This window comes from Kluyvera georgiana ATCC 51603 (assembly GCF_001654985.1).
GTDB lineage: Bacteria > Pseudomonadota > Gammaproteobacteria > Enterobacterales > Enterobacteriaceae > Kluyvera > Kluyvera georgiana.
This window is the reverse complement of the sequence record NZ_LXEU01000023.1, coordinates 1-16,478: the sequence shown is the minus strand read 5'-3', so window position 1 is coordinate 16,478 and position 16,478 is coordinate 1. Positions and strand designations below refer to the sequence as shown.

Annotated in this window: 14 protein-coding genes and 1 pseudogene; 10 read left to right on the top strand and 5 right to left on the bottom strand. The window is 54.1% G+C overall.

Annotated elements, in window-relative coordinates; genetic code table 11:
* Nucleotides 1–4 precede the first annotated feature (4 nt).
* Nucleotides 5–1,015 carry a LacI family DNA-binding transcriptional regulator gene (locus tag M989_RS04995; RefSeq protein WP_064542944.1) on the top strand — a complete coding sequence of 337 codons (1,011 nt, stop codon included), beginning with the start codon at nucleotides 5–7 and terminating at the stop codon, nucleotides 1,013–1,015.
* Between the two features lie 80 nt (nucleotides 1,016–1,095).
* On the opposite strand, the gene lysA is transcribed toward M989_RS04995, so the two are convergent.
* Nucleotides 1,096–2,358 carry a diaminopimelate decarboxylase gene (lysA, locus tag M989_RS04990; protein ID WP_064542941.1) on the bottom strand — a complete coding sequence of 421 codons (1,263 nt, stop codon included), beginning with the start codon at nucleotides 2,356–2,358 and terminating at the stop codon, nucleotides 1,096–1,098.
* Between the two features lie 120 nt (nucleotides 2,359–2,478).
* On the opposite strand from lysA, the gene M989_RS04985 reads away from it, so the two are divergent.
* A complete protein-coding gene (locus M989_RS04985) occupies nucleotides 2,479–3,414 on the top strand; it encodes a LysR family transcriptional regulator (protein ID WP_064542938.1) in 936 nt (311 codons plus the stop codon).
* On the opposite strand, the gene M989_RS04980 is transcribed toward M989_RS04985, so the two are convergent.
* Nucleotides 3,401–4,093 carry an aspartate/glutamate racemase gene (locus M989_RS04980; RefSeq protein WP_064542936.1) on the bottom strand — a complete coding sequence of 231 codons (693 nt, stop codon included), beginning with the start codon at nucleotides 4,091–4,093 and terminating at the stop codon, nucleotides 3,401–3,403. The genes M989_RS04985 and M989_RS04980 overlap by 14 nt on opposite strands.
* Before the next feature lie 141 nt (nucleotides 4,094–4,234).
* On the opposite strand from M989_RS04980, the gene M989_RS04975 reads away from it, so the two are divergent.
* The 7 genes from M989_RS04975 to M989_RS04945 all read left to right on the top strand — a co-directional run bounded on the left by M989_RS04975 (nucleotide 4,235) and on the right by M989_RS04945 (nucleotide 11,646).
* Complete coding sequence (locus M989_RS04975) at nucleotides 4,235–4,561, top strand: cupin domain-containing protein (protein WP_064542933.1); 327 nt, start codon at nucleotides 4,235–4,237, stop codon at nucleotides 4,559–4,561.
* A gap of 204 nt (nucleotides 4,562–4,765) precedes the next feature.
* Nucleotides 4,766–5,686: a hypothetical protein gene (locus tag M989_RS04970; RefSeq protein ID WP_064542930.1), complete on the top strand. Its 921-nt coding sequence runs from the start codon at nucleotides 4,766–4,768 to the stop codon at nucleotides 5,684–5,686.
* A 536-nt stretch (nucleotides 5,687–6,222) separates the two neighbouring features.
* Entirely contained in the window at nucleotides 6,223–7,113 is an 891-nt protein-coding gene (locus tag M989_RS04965; protein WP_064542927.1) for a carbohydrate ABC transporter permease, read from the top strand.
* On the top strand, nucleotides 7,106–8,008 hold the full coding sequence (locus M989_RS04960) for a carbohydrate ABC transporter permease (RefSeq protein ID WP_064542924.1): 903 nt from the start codon (nucleotides 7,106–7,108) through the stop codon (nucleotides 8,006–8,008). The genes M989_RS04965 and M989_RS04960 overlap by 8 nt, the downstream gene beginning before the upstream one ends.
* 12 nt (nucleotides 8,009–8,020) lie before the next feature.
* Entirely contained in the window at nucleotides 8,021–9,148 is a 1,128-nt protein-coding gene (locus tag M989_RS04955; protein WP_064542921.1) for an ABC transporter ATP-binding protein, read from the top strand.
* 14 nt (nucleotides 9,149–9,162) lie between these two features.
* Nucleotides 9,163–10,449, top strand: coding sequence for an ABC transporter substrate-binding protein (locus M989_RS04950; protein ID WP_064542917.1), 1,287 nt, complete (start codon nucleotides 9,163–9,165; stop codon nucleotides 10,447–10,449).
* A gap of 69 nt (nucleotides 10,450–10,518) precedes the next feature.
* On the top strand, nucleotides 10,519–11,646 hold the full coding sequence (locus M989_RS04945) for an oligogalacturonate lyase family protein (RefSeq protein ID WP_064542914.1): 1,128 nt from the start codon (nucleotides 10,519–10,521) through the stop codon (nucleotides 11,644–11,646).
* A gap of 87 nt (nucleotides 11,647–11,733) precedes the next feature.
* Here the strand turns inward: M989_RS04945 and araE are convergent.
* From araE to kduI, 3 genes and pseudogenes are all read right to left on the bottom strand, one after another.
* Nucleotides 11,734–12,498, bottom strand: a pseudogene (gene araE / locus M989_RS04940) (arabinose-proton symporter AraE); the annotation flags it as partial.
* Between the two features lie 354 nt (nucleotides 12,499–12,852).
* Nucleotides 12,853–13,614 carry a 2-dehydro-3-deoxy-D-gluconate 5-dehydrogenase KduD gene (gene kduD / locus M989_RS04935; RefSeq protein WP_064542911.1) on the bottom strand — a complete coding sequence of 254 codons (762 nt, stop codon included), beginning with the start codon at nucleotides 13,612–13,614 and terminating at the stop codon, nucleotides 12,853–12,855.
* 63 nt (nucleotides 13,615–13,677) lie between these two features.
* A complete protein-coding gene (kduI, locus tag M989_RS04930; protein ID WP_064542907.1) occupies nucleotides 13,678–14,514 on the bottom strand; it encodes a 5-dehydro-4-deoxy-D-glucuronate isomerase in 837 nt (278 codons plus the stop codon).
* 469 nt (nucleotides 14,515–14,983) lie between these two features.
* On the opposite strand from kduI, the gene M989_RS04925 reads away from it, so the two are divergent.
* Nucleotides 14,984–16,159, top strand: a complete 1,176-nt coding sequence (locus M989_RS04925) for an oligogalacturonate lyase family protein (RefSeq protein WP_064542904.1) — start codon at nucleotides 14,984–14,986, stop codon at nucleotides 16,157–16,159.
* The last annotated feature ends 319 nt before the right edge of the window (nucleotides 16,160–16,478 follow it).

Sequence of the window (16,478 nt, the reverse complement as noted above, 5' to 3'; positions counted from 1 at the left end):
AACAATGGCAACAATGCTGGATGTCTCAATACGCGCTGGCGTGTCGAAAGCAACGGTCTCCCGTGTGCTGAATGGTACCGGTCAGGTCAAAGAGAGCACCCGTAAACAGGTGTTTAAAGCGATGGAGGAGTTAGGCTATCGGCCCAACTTTCTGGCGCGCTCGTTGGCCAATCGCACCAGCAACAGCATTGGCCTCGTTGTCTCTACCTTCGACGGCTTCTACTTTGGTCGTTTGTTACAGCAAGCCTCCCGTCAGACGGAAGCCTGGGGTAAACAGCTGATTGTGACCGATGGCCACGATACGCCCGAGCGTGAAGAGCAGGCGGTGCAGATGCTGGCCGACCGCCAGTGCGACGCCATCGTGCTCTACACCCGCCATATGAGCGAAAAAGCGATCATGTCGCTGGTGAACAGCACGCCGATGCCGCTGGTCGTCATTAACCGCGACGTCAGCCAGGCACGCGATCGCTGCGTCTTCTTCGAACAGCAGGATGCCGCATTCCAGGCGGTAGAGTATCTGATTTCTCAAGGGCACCGGGACATCGCCTGTATTACCGTTCCTATTCATACGCCAACCGGTAAAGCGCGTTTGCAGGGCTATCGTCGGGCGCTGGAACAAAACGGCATAAAATGGGATCCGGCAAAAGTGAAGCATGGTGATTCCACCATGAACTGCGGCTATGACATGTGCAACGCGCTGCTGGAAGAGAAAGTGAAGTTCAGCGCGCTGTTTGCCTGTAACGATGACATGGCGCTGGGCGCGTCGAAGGCGCTGCATCAGGCGGGGCTACATATTCCTCAGGACATTTCGCTGTTTGGTTTTGATGATGCGCCTAGCGCCAAATGGCTGGAGCCGGGGCTGTCGACGGTATACCTGCCGATCGACAACATGATCGTCACCGCCATTGACCAGGCCATTAAGCTGGCCGCGGGCGAAGAGATTGAAACCATTCCGCCGTTCACCGGCACGCTGGTATTGCGCGATTCAGTCACGACGGGACCGTATTACAAATAACGTGCCGGATGGCGGCGCAAGCGCCTTATCGGGCCTACATCCCCGTAGGCCCGATAAGCGCAACGCCATCGGGCGTTCCCTCAGATAAGCTCCAGCGCCAGCAGCTCTTCAATCGTCTGACGACGACGAATCAAGCGCGCCACGCCGTTATCAAACAGCACTTCCGGCAGCAGCGGTCGGCTGTTGTAGTTTGATGACATCGACGCGCCGTAAGCACCGGTATCGTGCAGCACCAGATAATCGCCCGGGACGACCGCAGGCAGCAGGCGAGTTTCCACTTTGCCCCCTTCCTGCTGGGTGAAGACATCGCCGGATTCACACAGCGGACCCGCCACCACGGTTTCAATCTGCGGGGCGTTTTCCAGCGCACGACCATCGCCCGCCAGCGCGGAAATATGGTGATAGCTGCCGTACATCGCCGGACGCATCAGATCGTTGAAGCCCGCGTCAATCAGTACAAAGTGACGGCTGCCCATCGCTTTTACGCTGCGCACCTGCGCCACCAGCACGCCGGATTCCGCCACCAGGAAACGCCCTGGTTCGATCTCAAGCTTCACCGGGTGGCCCAGGTGTTGCGCGATTTGCTGACGCGCGGCATCCCACAGGCCAAAGTAGTGATCGGTGTCGATCGCCTCCTCGCCCTTGCGATACGGGATCGACAGCCCGCCACCCGCGGAGATCGCTTCCAGATCCTGACCAAACTCCACCACCTGACGCACCATCGCGCCGCACACCTGCTCCAGATGGCCATAATCGACGCCAGATCCGATATGCATGTGAATACCCACCAGCTTCAGCTGATAACGCTGGATCACCGCCAGCGCCGCCGGTAGATCGCTGTACCAGATGCCATGTTTGCTGTTTTCGCCGCCGGTGTTGGTTTTCTGACTGTGGCCATGGCCAAAACCTGGGTTAACGCGCAGCCACACGCGATGCCCCGGGGAGATGCTGCCAAGCTGCTCCAGCATATCGACTGACCCGGCATTCACCGGAATGCGTAACTCGTGCACGCGGGCCAACGTGGCCTCATCAATCATATCGGCGGTAAAAACGATATCGTCACGCCCTTCGCCCGGCTCATAGCCTGCGGCCAGCGCGCGTTCAATCTCGCCGAGGGAGACGGAGTCCACCTTCACGCCCTGCTCGCGCATCAGACGCAGAATATGAATATTCGAGCACGCCTTCTGGGCAAAACGCACCACATCAAACTGATTCAGTTTGGCAATCTGCGCGCGAATGATTTGCGCATCGTACACCCACACCGGGCAGCCAAATTCGGCAGGCAGGCGCAGCAGGTTGTCGGCGGTGAGGTCGGTTTCAGTATTGTTGAGCGGGCGTGGCATAGCGGACTCCGGTAATTATCTTTTTTATGATTACGCCACAGGCGAAAGAGAATAAAAAATATCGTTTTATCGCGAGTCTATGCAAAAATGATATGGAGTACAGACCTGTGAGGATCGCCGATGCCAGCCGTAAACCTGCGCCATATTGAAATCTTTCATGCCATTATGACGGCAGGAAATCTGACGGAAGCCGCGCGAATGCTGCACACCTCGCAGCCGACCGTCAGCCGCGAGCTGGCACGCTTTGAGCAGGTTCTCGGCTTAAAGCTGTTTGAACGCAGCCGAGGGCGTTTGCACCCGACGGTGCAAGGGCTGCGGCTGTTTGAAGAAGTGCAGCGATCCTGGTATGGGCTGGACCGTATCGTCAGCGCCGCCGAAAGCCTGCGCGAATTTCGTCAGGGCGAGCTGTCGATTGTCTGCCTGCCGGTGTTCTCACAATCTTTTTTACCGCCGCTGCTCCAGCCGTTCCTCGCGCGCTACCCGCAGGTCAATATTCAAATCGTGCCGCAGGAGTCGCCGCTGCTGGAAGAGTGGCTGTCGGCGCAGCGCCACGATCTGGGCCTGACGGAGACGCTGCACACGCCCGCCGGCACCGAGCGCACGCCGCTGCTCACGCTCAACGAAGTGTGCGTTTTGCCGCAGGCACACCCGCTGGCTGCGAAAGCGGTGCTAACGCCCGCCGATTTTCAGGGCGAGAACTACATCAGCCTGTCGCGCACCGACAGCTATCGCCAACTGCTGGACGCGCTGTTTAATGAGCATCAGGTGAAGCGGCGCATGGTGGTCGAAACGCACAGCGCCGCGTCCATCTGTGCGATGGTCAAAGCCGGCGTCGGCCTTTCGGTGGTGAACCCGCTAACGGCGCTGGACTACGTCAACAGCGGCGTTGCCATTCGCCGCTTTAGCGTCGACGTGCCGTTCACCGTCAGTCTGATTCGCCCGCTGCACCGCCCGGCCTCGGCGCTGCTGGAGACGTTTACTGCCCATCTTCAGGCGCATCTCTCACGCATTACCGACCCGCTGGAGGCGGTGCTTAGCGAAATTAAGAGAGCATAAACGCCACTGCGTCTTCGGCATGAATCGCCGCCGTATCAAACACCGGTAGCGGGCTCAGTTCAGCGGGCACCAGCAGGCCAATCTCGGTGCAGCCAAAGATCACCCCTTGTGCGCCCTGCTTCGCCAGCGCCGCTATCACGCCCAGGTAATAGTCGCGGGAGGCCTCGCTGAATTCACCGAGACAGAGCTCGTCAAAAATGATCTGATTGATCTTCTGCCGCTCGTCCGCTTGCGGGATCGGCGTATCGATCGCAAATTCCGTCTGCAAACGTCCGCGGTAGAAATCCTGTTCCATGGTGTAACGCGTGCCGAGTAGCGCGACATTGTTCATCTGTTGTTTTTGAATCGCACGGCCCGTGGCGTCGGCTATATGCAGGAACGGCACGTCGCAGGCGGTTTCAATCGCTTCGGCCACTTTGTGCATGGTGTTAGTGCACAGCACGATACCTTCCGCCCCCGCCTGCTGAAGGCCCCGCGCGGCCTGAGCGAGGATCTCGCCCGCACGCGGCCAGTCGCCCTGTGACTGACACAGTTCAATCTCGTGGAAATCCACGCTGTGCAGTAAGATCTGCGCCGAATGCAAACCGCCAAGACGCTGCTTTACCCCTTCATTAATCAGGCGATAGTAGGGAATGGTCGACTCCCAGCTCATACCGCCTAACAAACCGATCGTTTTCATCGTGGTTCCTTGTTCGTTGTCGTCCAGCCAGTGAAGCAAAGTTGTGATCAACTTTCCACATCTGCGGCTCGCGTTTTCTTTTTGATCGTTTCTGATATAATTTTAATGAAACACCGTTTCAACATAAAACAGGACAGCCGGATGTTTATTTTCCATAAAGAAACCACGCTTGAAGATCTGGGCAATGGCGTAACCCGCCGCATTCTCGCGCACGATGGCAAGATGATGGCGGTTGAAGTCAACTTCGAACAGGGCGCGATTGGCCCAATGCACAACCACCCGCACGAGCAGCTGACCTACGTGCTGTCCGGTGAGTTTGAATTTACCATCGGCGATGAGAAGCACGTAGTTACCGCAGGCGATACGCTGTACAAACAGCCGAATATCATGCACGGCTGCGTGTGCCTGAAAGCCGGCACCCTGCTCGATACCTTCACTCCGGTGCGTCAGGATTTCCTGAAAGCATAAGTGCCGACACATCAGCCGCTTTTCATCACGAAAGGCGGCGATTCTTTATAGCCCCTTTCCCCTTCCCGCTTTTCAGATTCCGCACGAATTTTCACGCATTCCGCTGAGATCTAACGTCGATTTCCATCACAGTCGCCGAAAAATAAGGCGCGTTATGCTAGTGCGTATCTGCCGTCACTGGTCAGGAAATGAAAAGGGAATTTTATGAAAGTACTCTCACTTAACGATCTTCACCCAGCGGATGTGCTGCTCTTCTCACCAGAAAAGAAAAGTTTTATTTCCTGGGCGATTACCTTTTTGACCGATGCCCCGGTCAGTCACGCCGCGATGTATTTTGAGACCTGCCCGCCCACCATCGTGGAAGAAACGCCGCCACAGGTAACCACCAACCCTGCTGAAAAGCGTTTTAAGGGCCGCACCATTCATGTTTATCGCCACACAACAGCATCGCCGCTCAGGCCTGTCACTCAGGCGGCGCGCCAGCACCTGAATAATCAGGAACCCTATGACCATGCCGGGCTGTATATGGTTGGTTTGTTGTTGATGTATAAAAAATTCTCGATAACCAGCCAAAAACAGCAGGTGATTATTCGCATACTGAAAAAGCTGACCGCGACGATAACTCAGTTTATTCAGCAACAGCAGACGCCCGGTAAGCATCCGATGGTCTGTTCACAGTTCGTCGCCCAATGCTTTGAAGATGCCGGAAGCGCCTTCCGCCTGCAGTTCCGTCATGCCACGCAGCTGGATTCGGCCATAGGCGAAACGCTGCTCGATAAAGCCGCCGACTGGATGAAGCAGCGCCAGGTGACCTTTAATCAATATGATATGAACGCCGCGCCGGAAACCGCCAGCGATGAAGCGCTGTGCGAAGCTCTGCACCACGCCTTTATGGACAATAACACGCAACCGACACCCGCCATGACCGATGCGCTGGCGGAAGCCATTTTCTATTTTGCCCAGGCGCACGCGTCGCTGTTAGGCCTTGATACCACCGTCGGGCGCTTCGATGCGCTGGCTGCGCTGCGGACCAACCAAAATATGTTTGTCTCGCCGGGCGATTTGATGCGCCATTGCACAAATTTAACGCCAATCGGTATTGTGATGATTCCGACAAATAACTGACGGGTCATACAACGTATACATTCTGGATGTTTCCAGAATAAGCCTTTTATTGTGATCAAAGCCTCATCTTTTTCGCTGAGGCTTTATATTTTTCACCCTCAACAAAGATTAGCGCCTTAATCATTTTAACAATCAATTATATCACGCTTAATAGATATTTCGGCTGTCAACTTCCATACCAGAAGCCCCGAATGGTGCTGGCTGAGGGACAAAAACGCCATCGCCGTCACTATAATGAAACATCGTTTCGACTCCGATCACATTTTCACGATTAATCGCATGACGTAGAAACAAATCGCAATAAAATAAATTTAAAACGGTGTTTTATAAAATGATTGTCGCAAAGCATGAGATTTTGAAACGCAACAACACCGAACAATGGACGAAGTTAATTTTTATTGCATTACATTCACTTACAGGGAAAGGCTGCATGACCGACACCAAGTTAACGCTTTAAACGCTCTGGCGCCAGCAGGCGCGAGGGATGTAACCAACACCCAATCCGTTTGACACACTTGTTCGCCAGGTAGGTATGTATGAATGAAAACAGAATGCTGGGTTTGGCGTGGATTTCACCCTATATAATCGGGTTGATAATCTTCACGGCCTTCCCGTTCGTTTCATCTTTCTTCCTCAGTTTTACTGAGTATGACTTGATGAGTCCGCCGGTGTTTAACGGCATCGAAAACTATCGCTACATGTTTACTGAAGATGCGCTCTTCTGGAAATCCATGGGCGTAACTTTTGCCTACGTATTTTTGACAATCCCATTAAAACTGGCATTTGCTTTAGGGATTGCGTTTGTTCTTAACTTTAAATTACGCGGAATCGGCTTCTTCCGTACCGCTTACTATATCCCGTCTATCCTCGGTAGCTCCGTGGCTATCGCGGTACTTTGGCGCGCGCTGTTCGCCATCGACGGCCTGCTGAATAGCTTTATCGGCGTATTCGGTTTCGATCCGGTCAACTGGCTGGGCGAACCGTCTCTGGCGCTGATGTCCGTAACTCTGCTGCGCGTATGGCAGTTCGGCTCCGCGATGGTTATCTTCCTGGCGGCCCTGCAAAACGTTCCGCAGTCTCAGTACGAAGCGGCGATGATCGATGGCGCCTCTAAATGGCAGATGTTTATGAAAGTGACCGTGCCGCTGATTACGCCGGTTATCTTCTTCAACTTCATCATGCAGACCACTCAGGCATTCCAGGAGTTTACCGGACCGTACGTCATCACCGGCGGTGGCCCAACCTACTCAACGTACCTGTTCTCGCTGTACATCTACGACACAGCGTTCAAGTACTTCGACATGGGTTACGGCGCGGCGCTGGCATGGGTTCTGTTCCTGGTTGTAGCAGTCTTCGCTGCCATTGCCTTTAAGTCTTCAAAATACTGGGTGTTCTACTCCGCCGATAAGGGAGGCAAAAATGGCTGATATTCAACAAATCTCCGACGCAAGAAGCATCGCTGAACGTGAGGTTGCCCGCACCCTTCGCCGTGAGAAGATCAACGCATGGGTTCGCTACACCATCCTGCTGATTGTCGGTCTGTTAATGCTCTACCCGCTGGCGTGGATGTTCTCGGCATCGTTCAAACCGAACCACGAGATCTTCACCACGCTGAGCCTGTGGCCGGCACACGCCACCTGGGACGGCTTTATTAACGGCTGGAAAACCGGTACCGAGTACACCTTCGGTCATTACATGCTGAACACCTTCAAGTATGTGATCCCGAAAGTGATTCTGACCATTATCTCCTCCACTATCGTGGCGTACGGCTTTGCCCGCTTCGAGATTCCATGGAAGAAGTTTTGGTTCGCGACGCTCATCACCACCATGCTGCTGCCGAGCACCGTACTGCTGATTCCTCAGTACCTGATGTTCCGTGAAATGGGCATGCTGAACAGCTATATGCCGCTGTACCTGCCGCTGGCCTTCGCCACGCAAGGGTTCTTCGTCTTCATGCTGATTCAGTTCCTGCGCGGCGTACCGCGTGATATGGAAGAAGCAGCGCAGATTGACGGCTGTAACTCCATTCAGGTGCTGTGGTATGTGGTGGTACCGATTCTGAAGCCGGCGATTATCTCCGTCGCCCTGTTCCAGTTCATGTGGTCCATGAACGACTTTATCGGCCCGCTGATCTACGTCTATAGCGTTGATAAGTACCCGATTGCACTGGCACTGAAAATGTCCATCGACGTCACCGAAGGGGCGCCGTGGAACGAAATTCTGGCAATGGCGAGCATCTCCATTCTGCCATCCATCATTGTGTTCTTCCTGGCGCAGCGCTACTTCGTACAGGGCGTTACCAGCAGCGGAATTAAAGGTTAAGAGGGATATATCATGGCTGAAGTTATTTTCAACAAACTGGAAAAAGTGTACTCCAACGGCTTCAAAGCGGTACATGGTATCGACCTGAAAATCGCAGAAGGTGAGTTTATGGTTATCGTCGGTCCGTCCGGCTGCGCCAAATCCACCACCCTGCGTATGCTGGCTGGCCTGGAAACCATCAGCGGCGGCGAAGTCCGCATCGGTGAGAAGATCGTCAACAACCTCGCGCCGAAAGAGCGTGGGATTGCGATGGTGTTCCAGAACTATGCGCTGTATCCGCACATGACCGTACGTGAGAACCTGGCGTTTGGCCTGAAGCTGAGCAAAATGCCGAAAGATCAGATCGACGCCCAGGTAAACGAAGCGGCGAAAATCCTCGAACTGGAAGAGCTGCTGGACCGTCTGCCGCGTCAGCTCTCCGGTGGTCAGGCACAGCGTGTGGCCGTAGGCCGCGCGATTGTGAAAAAGCCGGACGTGTTCCTGTTCGATGAACCGCTGTCGAACCTGGATGCCAAGCTGCGTGCCTCCATGCGTATCCGTATTTCCGACCTGCACAAGCAGCTGAAGAAATCCGGCAAGCCGGCAACCACCGTTTACGTTACCCACGATCAGACCGAAGCGATGACCATGGGCGACCGTATCTGCGTGATGAAGCTCGGCCACATCATGCAGGTAGACACCCCGGACAATCTGTACCACAAACCGAAAAACATGTTCGTTGCAGGCTTTATCGGCGCGCCGGAAATGAACATCCGCGCCAGTAAACTGGTGAGCAAAGAGGGTCGACTGAACCTGAGCATCGGCGATGAGTTTATGCCGCTGAGCGAAGATCTGCACAACAAGCTGACGGCGCAAGAAAATCAGGAAGTGTTCTACGGTATTCGTCCGGAATTCGTCTCCCTGTCCGACGAGCCGTTCGCTGAAGGCGGCTGCAGCGGTGAGATGGTCCGCGTGGAAAACATGGGGCACGAGTTCTTCGTTTACCTGAAAGTCGCGAACTACGAGCTGACGGCACGCATCCCTTCAGATGAAGCTAAGCCAATGATTGATAAGGGGCTTCATCGCAAGGTGTACTTTAAGTTTGACATGAATAAATGCCATATTTTTGACGCTAAAACTGAACAGAACCTCTCCCTCTAATCTGGAGTATTAAAATGAAAAAAGTGCTTTTAAGCGCAGCAATCTCCGCCACTCTGGGCCTTACCGCCCTGCCGTCTATGGCTAAGGATGTTGACCTTCGTATGTCCTGGTGGGGCGGCAATGGCCGTCACCAGGTCACACTGAAGGCGCTGGAAGAGTTCCACAAGCAGAACCCGGACATTAACGTAAAAGCGGAATACACCGGCTGGGACGGACACTTATCCCGTCTGACCACCCAGATCGCTGGCGGTACCGAGCCGGACGTGATGCAGACTAACTGGAACTGGCTGCCGATCTTCTCCAAAAACGGCGACGGCTTCTACGACCTGAACAAAATGAAGGACGTGATCGACTTAAGCCAGTTTGATGCCAAAGAGCTGCAGTCCACCACCGTCAACGGCAAGCTGAACGGGATCCCAATCTCCGTCACCGCGCGCGTGTTCTACTTCAACGACGAAACCTGGAAACAGGCTGGCGTTGAATACCCGAAAACCTGGGACGACCTGATGGCTGCGGGTAAAACCTTTGAAAGCAAGCTGGGTAAACAGTACTACCCGGTGGTACTGGAGCACCAGGATACCCTGGCGCTGCTGAACTCTTACATGATTCAGAAGTACAACATCCCGGCGATTGATGAAAAGGCGAAGAAATTCTCCTACACCAAAGAGCAGTGGGTTGAGTTCTTCCAGATGTATAAAAAGCTGGTCGATAGCCACGTGATGCCGGACACCAAATACTATGCGTCATTTGGTAAGAGCAACATGTATGAGATGAAGCCGTGGATTCAGGGTGAGTGGGGCGGTACCTACATGTGGAACTCCACCATTAACAAATACTCTGACAACCTGAAGCCGCCAGCGAAGCTGGAGCTGGGTAGCTACCCAATGCTGCCGGGCGCCACCGACGCGGGTCTGTTCTTCAAACCGGCGCAGATGCTGTCTATCGGTAAGTCGACTAAGAACCCGGAAGCGGCAGCGAAAGTGATCAACTTCCTGCTGAACAGCAAAGAAGGCGTGGATACGCTGGGCCTGGAGCGTGGCGTGCCGCTGAGCAAGGTTGCGGTGAAATACCTGACCGAAGACGGCATCCTGAAAGAGAGCGATCCGTCCGTTGCTGGCCTGCGTCTGGCACAGTCTCTGCCGGCGAAACTGAGCGTGTCTCCGTACTTCGACGATCCGCAGATCGTGGCCCAGTTCGGTACCACTCTGCAGTACATCGACTATGGTCAGAAATCGGTTGAAGACGCGGCAGCCGACTTCCAGCGCCAGGGTGAACGTATCCTGAAACGCGCTATGCGCTAATCGCGCCATCATGTGTTAATACCCTGCAACTTCGGTTGCGGGGTATTTTTTTATTCAAGGAGAAAGGACATGAAAGGCAAAATCATCCCGCTGAATTTCCGCCATCAGAAGGACAGCGAAACCGGTCACGAGGTGATCCGGATGACGCCACCACACATTATTTGCCACCGGAACTACTTCTACCAAAAATGCTTTACCCGCGATGGGAGCAAGCTGATTTTTGGCGGCGCGTTCGAGGGGCACTGGAACTATTACTTACTGGATATTGCCGCCCAACAGGCAACCCAGCTGACCGACGGCGCAGGCGATAACACCTTCGGCGGATTTCTTTCCGACGACGACCAGTCATTATGGTACGTCAAAGATACCCGCCAACTGCGTCGCGTGGATCTCACGACGCTGGAAGAACATGTGGTGTACGAAGTGGATGACCAATGGGTGGCCTACGGCACCTGGGTCGCCAACTCCGACTGCACGCAGCTTGTCGGCATTGAGATTAAGAAAAGCGACTGGCAGCCGCTCACCGACTGGTCAAAGTTCCGCGCCTTCTACTTCACTAACCCGGAATGCCGCCTGATTAATATTGACCTGAAAACCGGGGAACAGCGGACCATTTTGCAGGAAAAACGCTGGCTCGGTCATCCGATTTACCGCCCGTTCGACGACAATACCGTTGCGTTCTGCCATGAAGGGCCGCGCGATGCGATTGACGCCCGCATGTGGTTGATTAACAACGACGGCAGTAACGTTCGCTGCGTGCGCCAGCAGCAGCCAGGCGAGAGCTTTACGCATGAATTTTGGGTGCCGGACGGCTCGGCGCTCTATTACGTCGCCCATCAGGAAAACAGCCCGCACCGCTATCTGTACAGCGCCGATCCTGCAACGCTGGAAAATCGCCAGCTGATGGAGATTCCGCCCTGCTCTCACCTGATGAGTAACCACGACGGTTCACTGGTCGTCGGCGACGGCGCGCCGCATAAAACCGGGGATATCAGCCTCAACGATCCGTTTATCTGGGTGTTCGATCTGAAAACCGGCGACAAGAAAGCCATCTGTCAGCACAACAGCAGCTGGAAGGTGCTGGACGGCGATCGCCAGGTGACGCATCCGCATCCGTCGTTCTCGCCGGACGGGAAGTGGGTGCTATATACCTCGGACGCTGAGGGGATGCCAGCGCTGTATTTAGCGAAGGTGTAAAAAAAGCCGGGTGGCGGCTGCGCCTTACCCGGCCTACAAGGTGCGTCAAACGTAGGCCCGGTAAGCGTAGCGCCACCGGGCTCTGCATCACACGCCGATATCCCGCAATTTCTCGCCTTTCATCAGCTTGCGTTCAATATGCTCCAGCGTCACCCCTTTGGTTTCTGGAATCAGCCAGAAGGTCACACCGATAAAGTCGACGTTCAGCGCGGTATACAGCCAGAACGTACCCGCCGCGCCGATGGCATCCAGCAGCGTCAGGAAGGTAGCCCCGATAATCATATTCGACACCCAGTTGGTGGTGGTGGAACAGGTGATACCGAAATCGCGGCATTTCAGCGGCTGGATTTCCGAGCACAGGATCCACACCACCGGTGCGGCGCTCATGGCGTAACCGGCGATGCACATCATCGTCATCCCCACCGACAGCCAGGAGAGCCCGTTTGATGCCGTGCCGTTATCAAACTGCATCAGACAGTAGCCCAGCACCAGCGTCCCCACGGCCATCACGCTAAAGCCGTTTTTCAGCGCCGGTTTGCGCCCGGCTTTATCCACGGTGAACACGGCGATAAAGGTGGCAAACATAAAGGTCAGGCCAACCACCAGCGTGGCGATCATCTGCTGTTCCGTGGTGGTGAACCCGGCCATTTTAAAGATGCGCGGCGCGTAGTACATGATGATATTCATGCCGGTGAACTGCTGCATCGCCTGTAACAGCATGCCGAGGAACACCGCGCGGCGCACGTTGCGGTTAACCTTAAACAACGCCCAGCCGCCCTGCTTCAGCTTCAGGCTTTCGCGGATTTCGTTCAGTTCATCACGCGCCTTCTCTGAGGTGTCGCGCTGGGTACGCGGCATGAGCGAAGGATCGTTACTGATTGAAGCCATATTTTCCTGCCAGACAGAGTAAGACATACAACGAAAGTAAGAGATCGATGAACAGGAGTGTCAGGCGGGAAAGGTTATTAACATGGACAATATTGCTGCGCCACATCGTTTTGTGATGGACATTTAACTTTCACATGAAAGCCCATCATGTTACATCGCCTCTATAAGAGGCAGTATACATAGGTGATAATTTCATTATCATCATTTCAGCATGGATTATTCGCACCTTACAATATGGATAAATCTCATGCTTCTCATGCTTTTCACAGGCATAAAAAAACCTGCCGGAGCAGGTTTTTTTATTGGGCAGGCTAAAAATTAACGTGCCAGCCAGCCGCCGTCTACGGCAACGGTATAGCCGTTGATGTAGTCAGATGCCGGGGAAGCCAGGAACACGATCGGCCCCATCAGGTCGCTCGGCAGACCCCAACGGCCAGCCGGGATACGATCGAGGATAGCGGCGCTACGCTCTTCGTCAGCACGCAGCTGCTGGGTGTTGTTGGTCGCCATGTAGCCCGGTGCAATCGCGTTGACGTTGATACCGTGTTTCGCCCACTCGTTCGCCATCAGACGGGTTACGCCCATTACGCCGCTCTTGGAAGCGGTGTAAGACGGAACGCGGATGCCGCCCTGGAAGGAGAGCATGGAAGCGATGTTGATGATTTTGCCGCCTTTGCCCTGCGCGATAAAATGCTTAGCTGCGGCCTGAGACATAAAGAACACGCTCTTGATGTTCAGGTTCATAACATCGTCCCAGTCTTTTTCGCTGAAGTCGATCGCGTCTTCACGACGGATCAGGCCAGCGTTGTTGACCAGGATATCGATATGGCCGAATTCCGCCACCGCACGCTCCAGCAGCGCCGGGATGCCGTCGATCTGACGCAGGTCAGCGGTCAGGCTCAGGAAACGACGACCCATCGCGGTTACACGTTCGATGGTTTCAGTCGGTTCAACAATGTTGATACCCACAATGTCGCAGCCCGCTTCAGCCAGACCCAGCGCCATACCTTGACCCAGACCGGTATCACAACCAGTAACAACGGCAACTTTGCCCTGCAGAGAGAATGAATCCAAAATCATTTTATATTCCTTATCGTTAGCGCCTGTACCGGACAGGCATCATTGAACTAATGCTGTCCGCGACTAGCGCAGATCCTTCACTGCTACATGATCCATGTCATCAAAGACCTGGTTCTCACCCACCATCCCCCAGATGAAGGTATACGCTTTGGTACCTACGCCTGAATGGATCGACCAGCTCGGCGAAATCACCGCCTGTTCGTTGTGCATCACGATATGACGCGTTTCCTGCGGCTGCCCCATCATATGGAACACGCAGCTGTCTTCATCCATATTGAAATAGAAGTAGACTTCCATGCGGCGCTCGTGGGTATGGCACGGCATGGTATTCCACAGGTTGCCTGGCGCCAGTTCGGTCAGGCCCATGCTGAGCTGACAGGTTTCGAGTACGTCCGGCACGAAATATTTATTGATGGTACGGCGGTTACTGGTGAGGTTATCGCCGAGGGTTACCGGTGCCACATCGGCAGGGGTTACTTTTTTGGTCGGGTAAGTGGTGTGTGCCGGCGCGCAGTTGTAGTAGAACTTCGCCGGTTTCGCCGCGTCGACGCTGGCGAAAACCACTTCTTTAGCCCCTTTGCCCACGTATAACGCGTCGCGATGGCCAATTTCGTAGCACTGGCCATCAACGGTGATGGTACCCGCGCCGCCAATGTTGATGACGCCCAGCTCGCGGCGCTCCAGGAAGTAACTCACGCCAAGCTGCTTGCCCACTTCGCCGCCAACCGATACGGTTTTCGCCACCGGCATGATGCCACCAACGATAATGCGATCGATATGGCTGTACACCATGGTGTATTCGTCGGCGACAAATACCTGCTCAACTAAAAACTCTTCGCGAAGCCCCTGCGTATCCAGCGTTTTAGCATGAGCGCTATGAATGCTCTGTCTTACTTCCACCTGAACCTCCAGGAAAATGTGGTCTTATGTTCTATTACAGAACGAAACTTCGTTCCGTTTTGTTAATGCACGTATCTTATCCCTGATGAAATGGGTTTTCAATTGCAAATAAAACATCGTTTCATTTTTTCTGTGAATTAATATCAAAAATGCAAATGGGATCACGAATACGCCGTTCCCCACCCTCAGCTAAAAACAAAAAACAATATTATTCATCGAGTTACATTTTCTTTGAAAAATACTCTGTAGAAGGTGAATGATGGAGCAAAATCAAAGATGCGCTTGACGGGAGGAGAAAAGGCTTATCAAAAAAGTCGCAGAAATGATGATTTTTCGTATAAAGTGCGTCTGCCATCACAAACATTGAAACAGTGTTTTGATAAATTGACACCTAATTTTTAAAATGACATCCACATCGGCCAGCGAAGTTGATAGCACCTCGCGACCGCATCAGTAAAAGGAGAGCACCATGGCTAAAGGCATGCGGGTAAAATTGAATTATGAGGTCAGCCGCGACCCGGACACCGGCGCGGAGGTCACCCGCTTAACACCACCAGAAGTCACCTGTCATCGTAACTACTTCTATCAGAAGTGTTTCTTTAACGATGGTAGCCATCTGCTGTTTGCTGGTGAGTTCGATGGCCATTGGAACTACTACTTACTGGATGTGGCGAACGCCGAAGCCGTACAGCTGACCGAAGGCGCTGGCGACAACACCTTTGGTGGTTTCCTGTCTCCGGACGACAAATCCCTTTACTACGTTAAGAACGACCGCACTCTGCTGGAAGTAAATCTTGAAACCCTGGCCGAGCGCGAAGTCTATCGCGTGCCGGACGACTGGGTTGGCTACGGTACCTGGGTGTCCAACAGCGACTGTACCAAGCTGGTTGGCATTGAAATCGCCAAAAGCGACTGGACGCCGCTGAACGACTGGAAACTGTTCCACGACTTCTTCCATAAAGGCCCGCACTGCCGCCTGCTGCGCGTCGATCTGCAAACCGGCGAAAGCGCGGTGATCCACGAAGAGAAAAACTGGCTCGGCCATCCGATCTACCGTCCGTTTGACGACAACACCGTCGCATTCTGCCACGAAGGCCCGCACGACCTGGTCGACGCGCGCATGTGGATGGTCAACGAAGACGGCAGCAACGTACGTAAAGTTAAAGAACATGCGGAAGGCGAAAGCTGCACCCACGAATTCTGGGTTCCGAATGGCTCCGCGCTGGTTTACGTTTCTTATCTGAAAGGCAAACAGGGTCGTACCATTTACCGTTTCAACCCGGACACCAACGTCAACGAAGCGTTGATGCAAATGCCGGCCTGTTCACACCTGATGAGTAATTTCGACGGCACCCTGCTGGTCGGCGACGGCTCCGGTACCCCGGTCGACGTGAAGGACACCAGCGGCTATACCATCGATAACGATCCGTATCTGTACGCGTTTGACGTAGCGAAGAAAGCCTACTTCCCGGTTGCCCGTCACGATACGTCGTGGGCAACGGTACAAAACAGCCGTCAGGTGACTCACCCGCATCCGTCCTTTACCCCGGACGACAGCGCGGTGCTGTTCAGCTCTGACAAAGACGGCAAGCCGGCGCTGTATATCGCCAAACTGCCAACCGAACGTAAGTTCATGCAAGCATAAGAATTTTGAGTTTAGTGTTTCTGTAACTGGCCTTGCCCTCCTCTGGAGGGCTTTTTTTTGTCGATGATTTACACAGATGTTGCCTTAGTTATTCCCAGATGCGGACGGTCCCTCTCCCTTTTTAGTCCCTGTCTCTTACACACAAATTCGCAGGACAAAACCTGATATCTATCCGTAAGGTGAAAGGTTCCGTCCACTTTGCGTCAGGTGGAACATGGCATCTTTTCACTGGTGAACGTGTTAAGGGGGATAACCGCATCCCCCTTAACAATCCCTGCGGCCCGCAGGGATGTGGGCTGAGGGCGCGGCTTTACAGGGT

Excerpts from the sequence above, each read along its gene's own strand:
- M989_RS04995 (WP_064542944.1), top strand. The coding sequence starts at position 5 with ATGGCAACAATGCTGGATGTCTCAATACGCGCTGGCGTGTCGAAAGCA.
- lysA (WP_064542941.1), bottom strand. The coding sequence starts at position 2,358 with ATGCCACGCCCGCTCAACAATACTGAAACCGACCTCACCGCCGACAAC.
- M989_RS04985 (WP_064542938.1), top strand. The coding sequence starts at position 2,479 with ATGCCAGCCGTAAACCTGCGCCATATTGAAATCTTTCATGCCATTATG.
- M989_RS04980 (WP_064542936.1), bottom strand. The coding sequence starts at position 4,093 with ATGAAAACGATCGGTTTGTTAGGCGGTATGAGCTGGGAGTCGACCATT.
- M989_RS04975 (WP_064542933.1), top strand. The coding sequence starts at position 4,235 with ATGTTTATTTTCCATAAAGAAACCACGCTTGAAGATCTGGGCAATGGC.
- M989_RS04970 (WP_064542930.1), top strand. The coding sequence starts at position 4,766 with ATGAAAGTACTCTCACTTAACGATCTTCACCCAGCGGATGTGCTGCTC.
- M989_RS04965 (WP_064542927.1), top strand. The coding sequence starts at position 6,223 with ATGAATGAAAACAGAATGCTGGGTTTGGCGTGGATTTCACCCTATATA.
- M989_RS04960 (WP_064542924.1), top strand. The coding sequence starts at position 7,106 with ATGGCTGATATTCAACAAATCTCCGACGCAAGAAGCATCGCTGAACGT.
- M989_RS04955 (WP_064542921.1), top strand. The coding sequence starts at position 8,021 with ATGGCTGAAGTTATTTTCAACAAACTGGAAAAAGTGTACTCCAACGGC.
- M989_RS04950 (WP_064542917.1), top strand. The coding sequence starts at position 9,163 with ATGAAAAAAGTGCTTTTAAGCGCAGCAATCTCCGCCACTCTGGGCCTT.
- M989_RS04945 (WP_064542914.1), top strand. The coding sequence starts at position 10,519 with ATGAAAGGCAAAATCATCCCGCTGAATTTCCGCCATCAGAAGGACAGC.
- kduD (WP_064542911.1), bottom strand. The coding sequence starts at position 13,614 with ATGATTTTGGATTCATTCTCTCTGCAGGGCAAAGTTGCCGTTGTTACT.
- M989_RS04925 (WP_064542904.1), top strand. The coding sequence starts at position 14,984 with ATGGCTAAAGGCATGCGGGTAAAATTGAATTATGAGGTCAGCCGCGAC.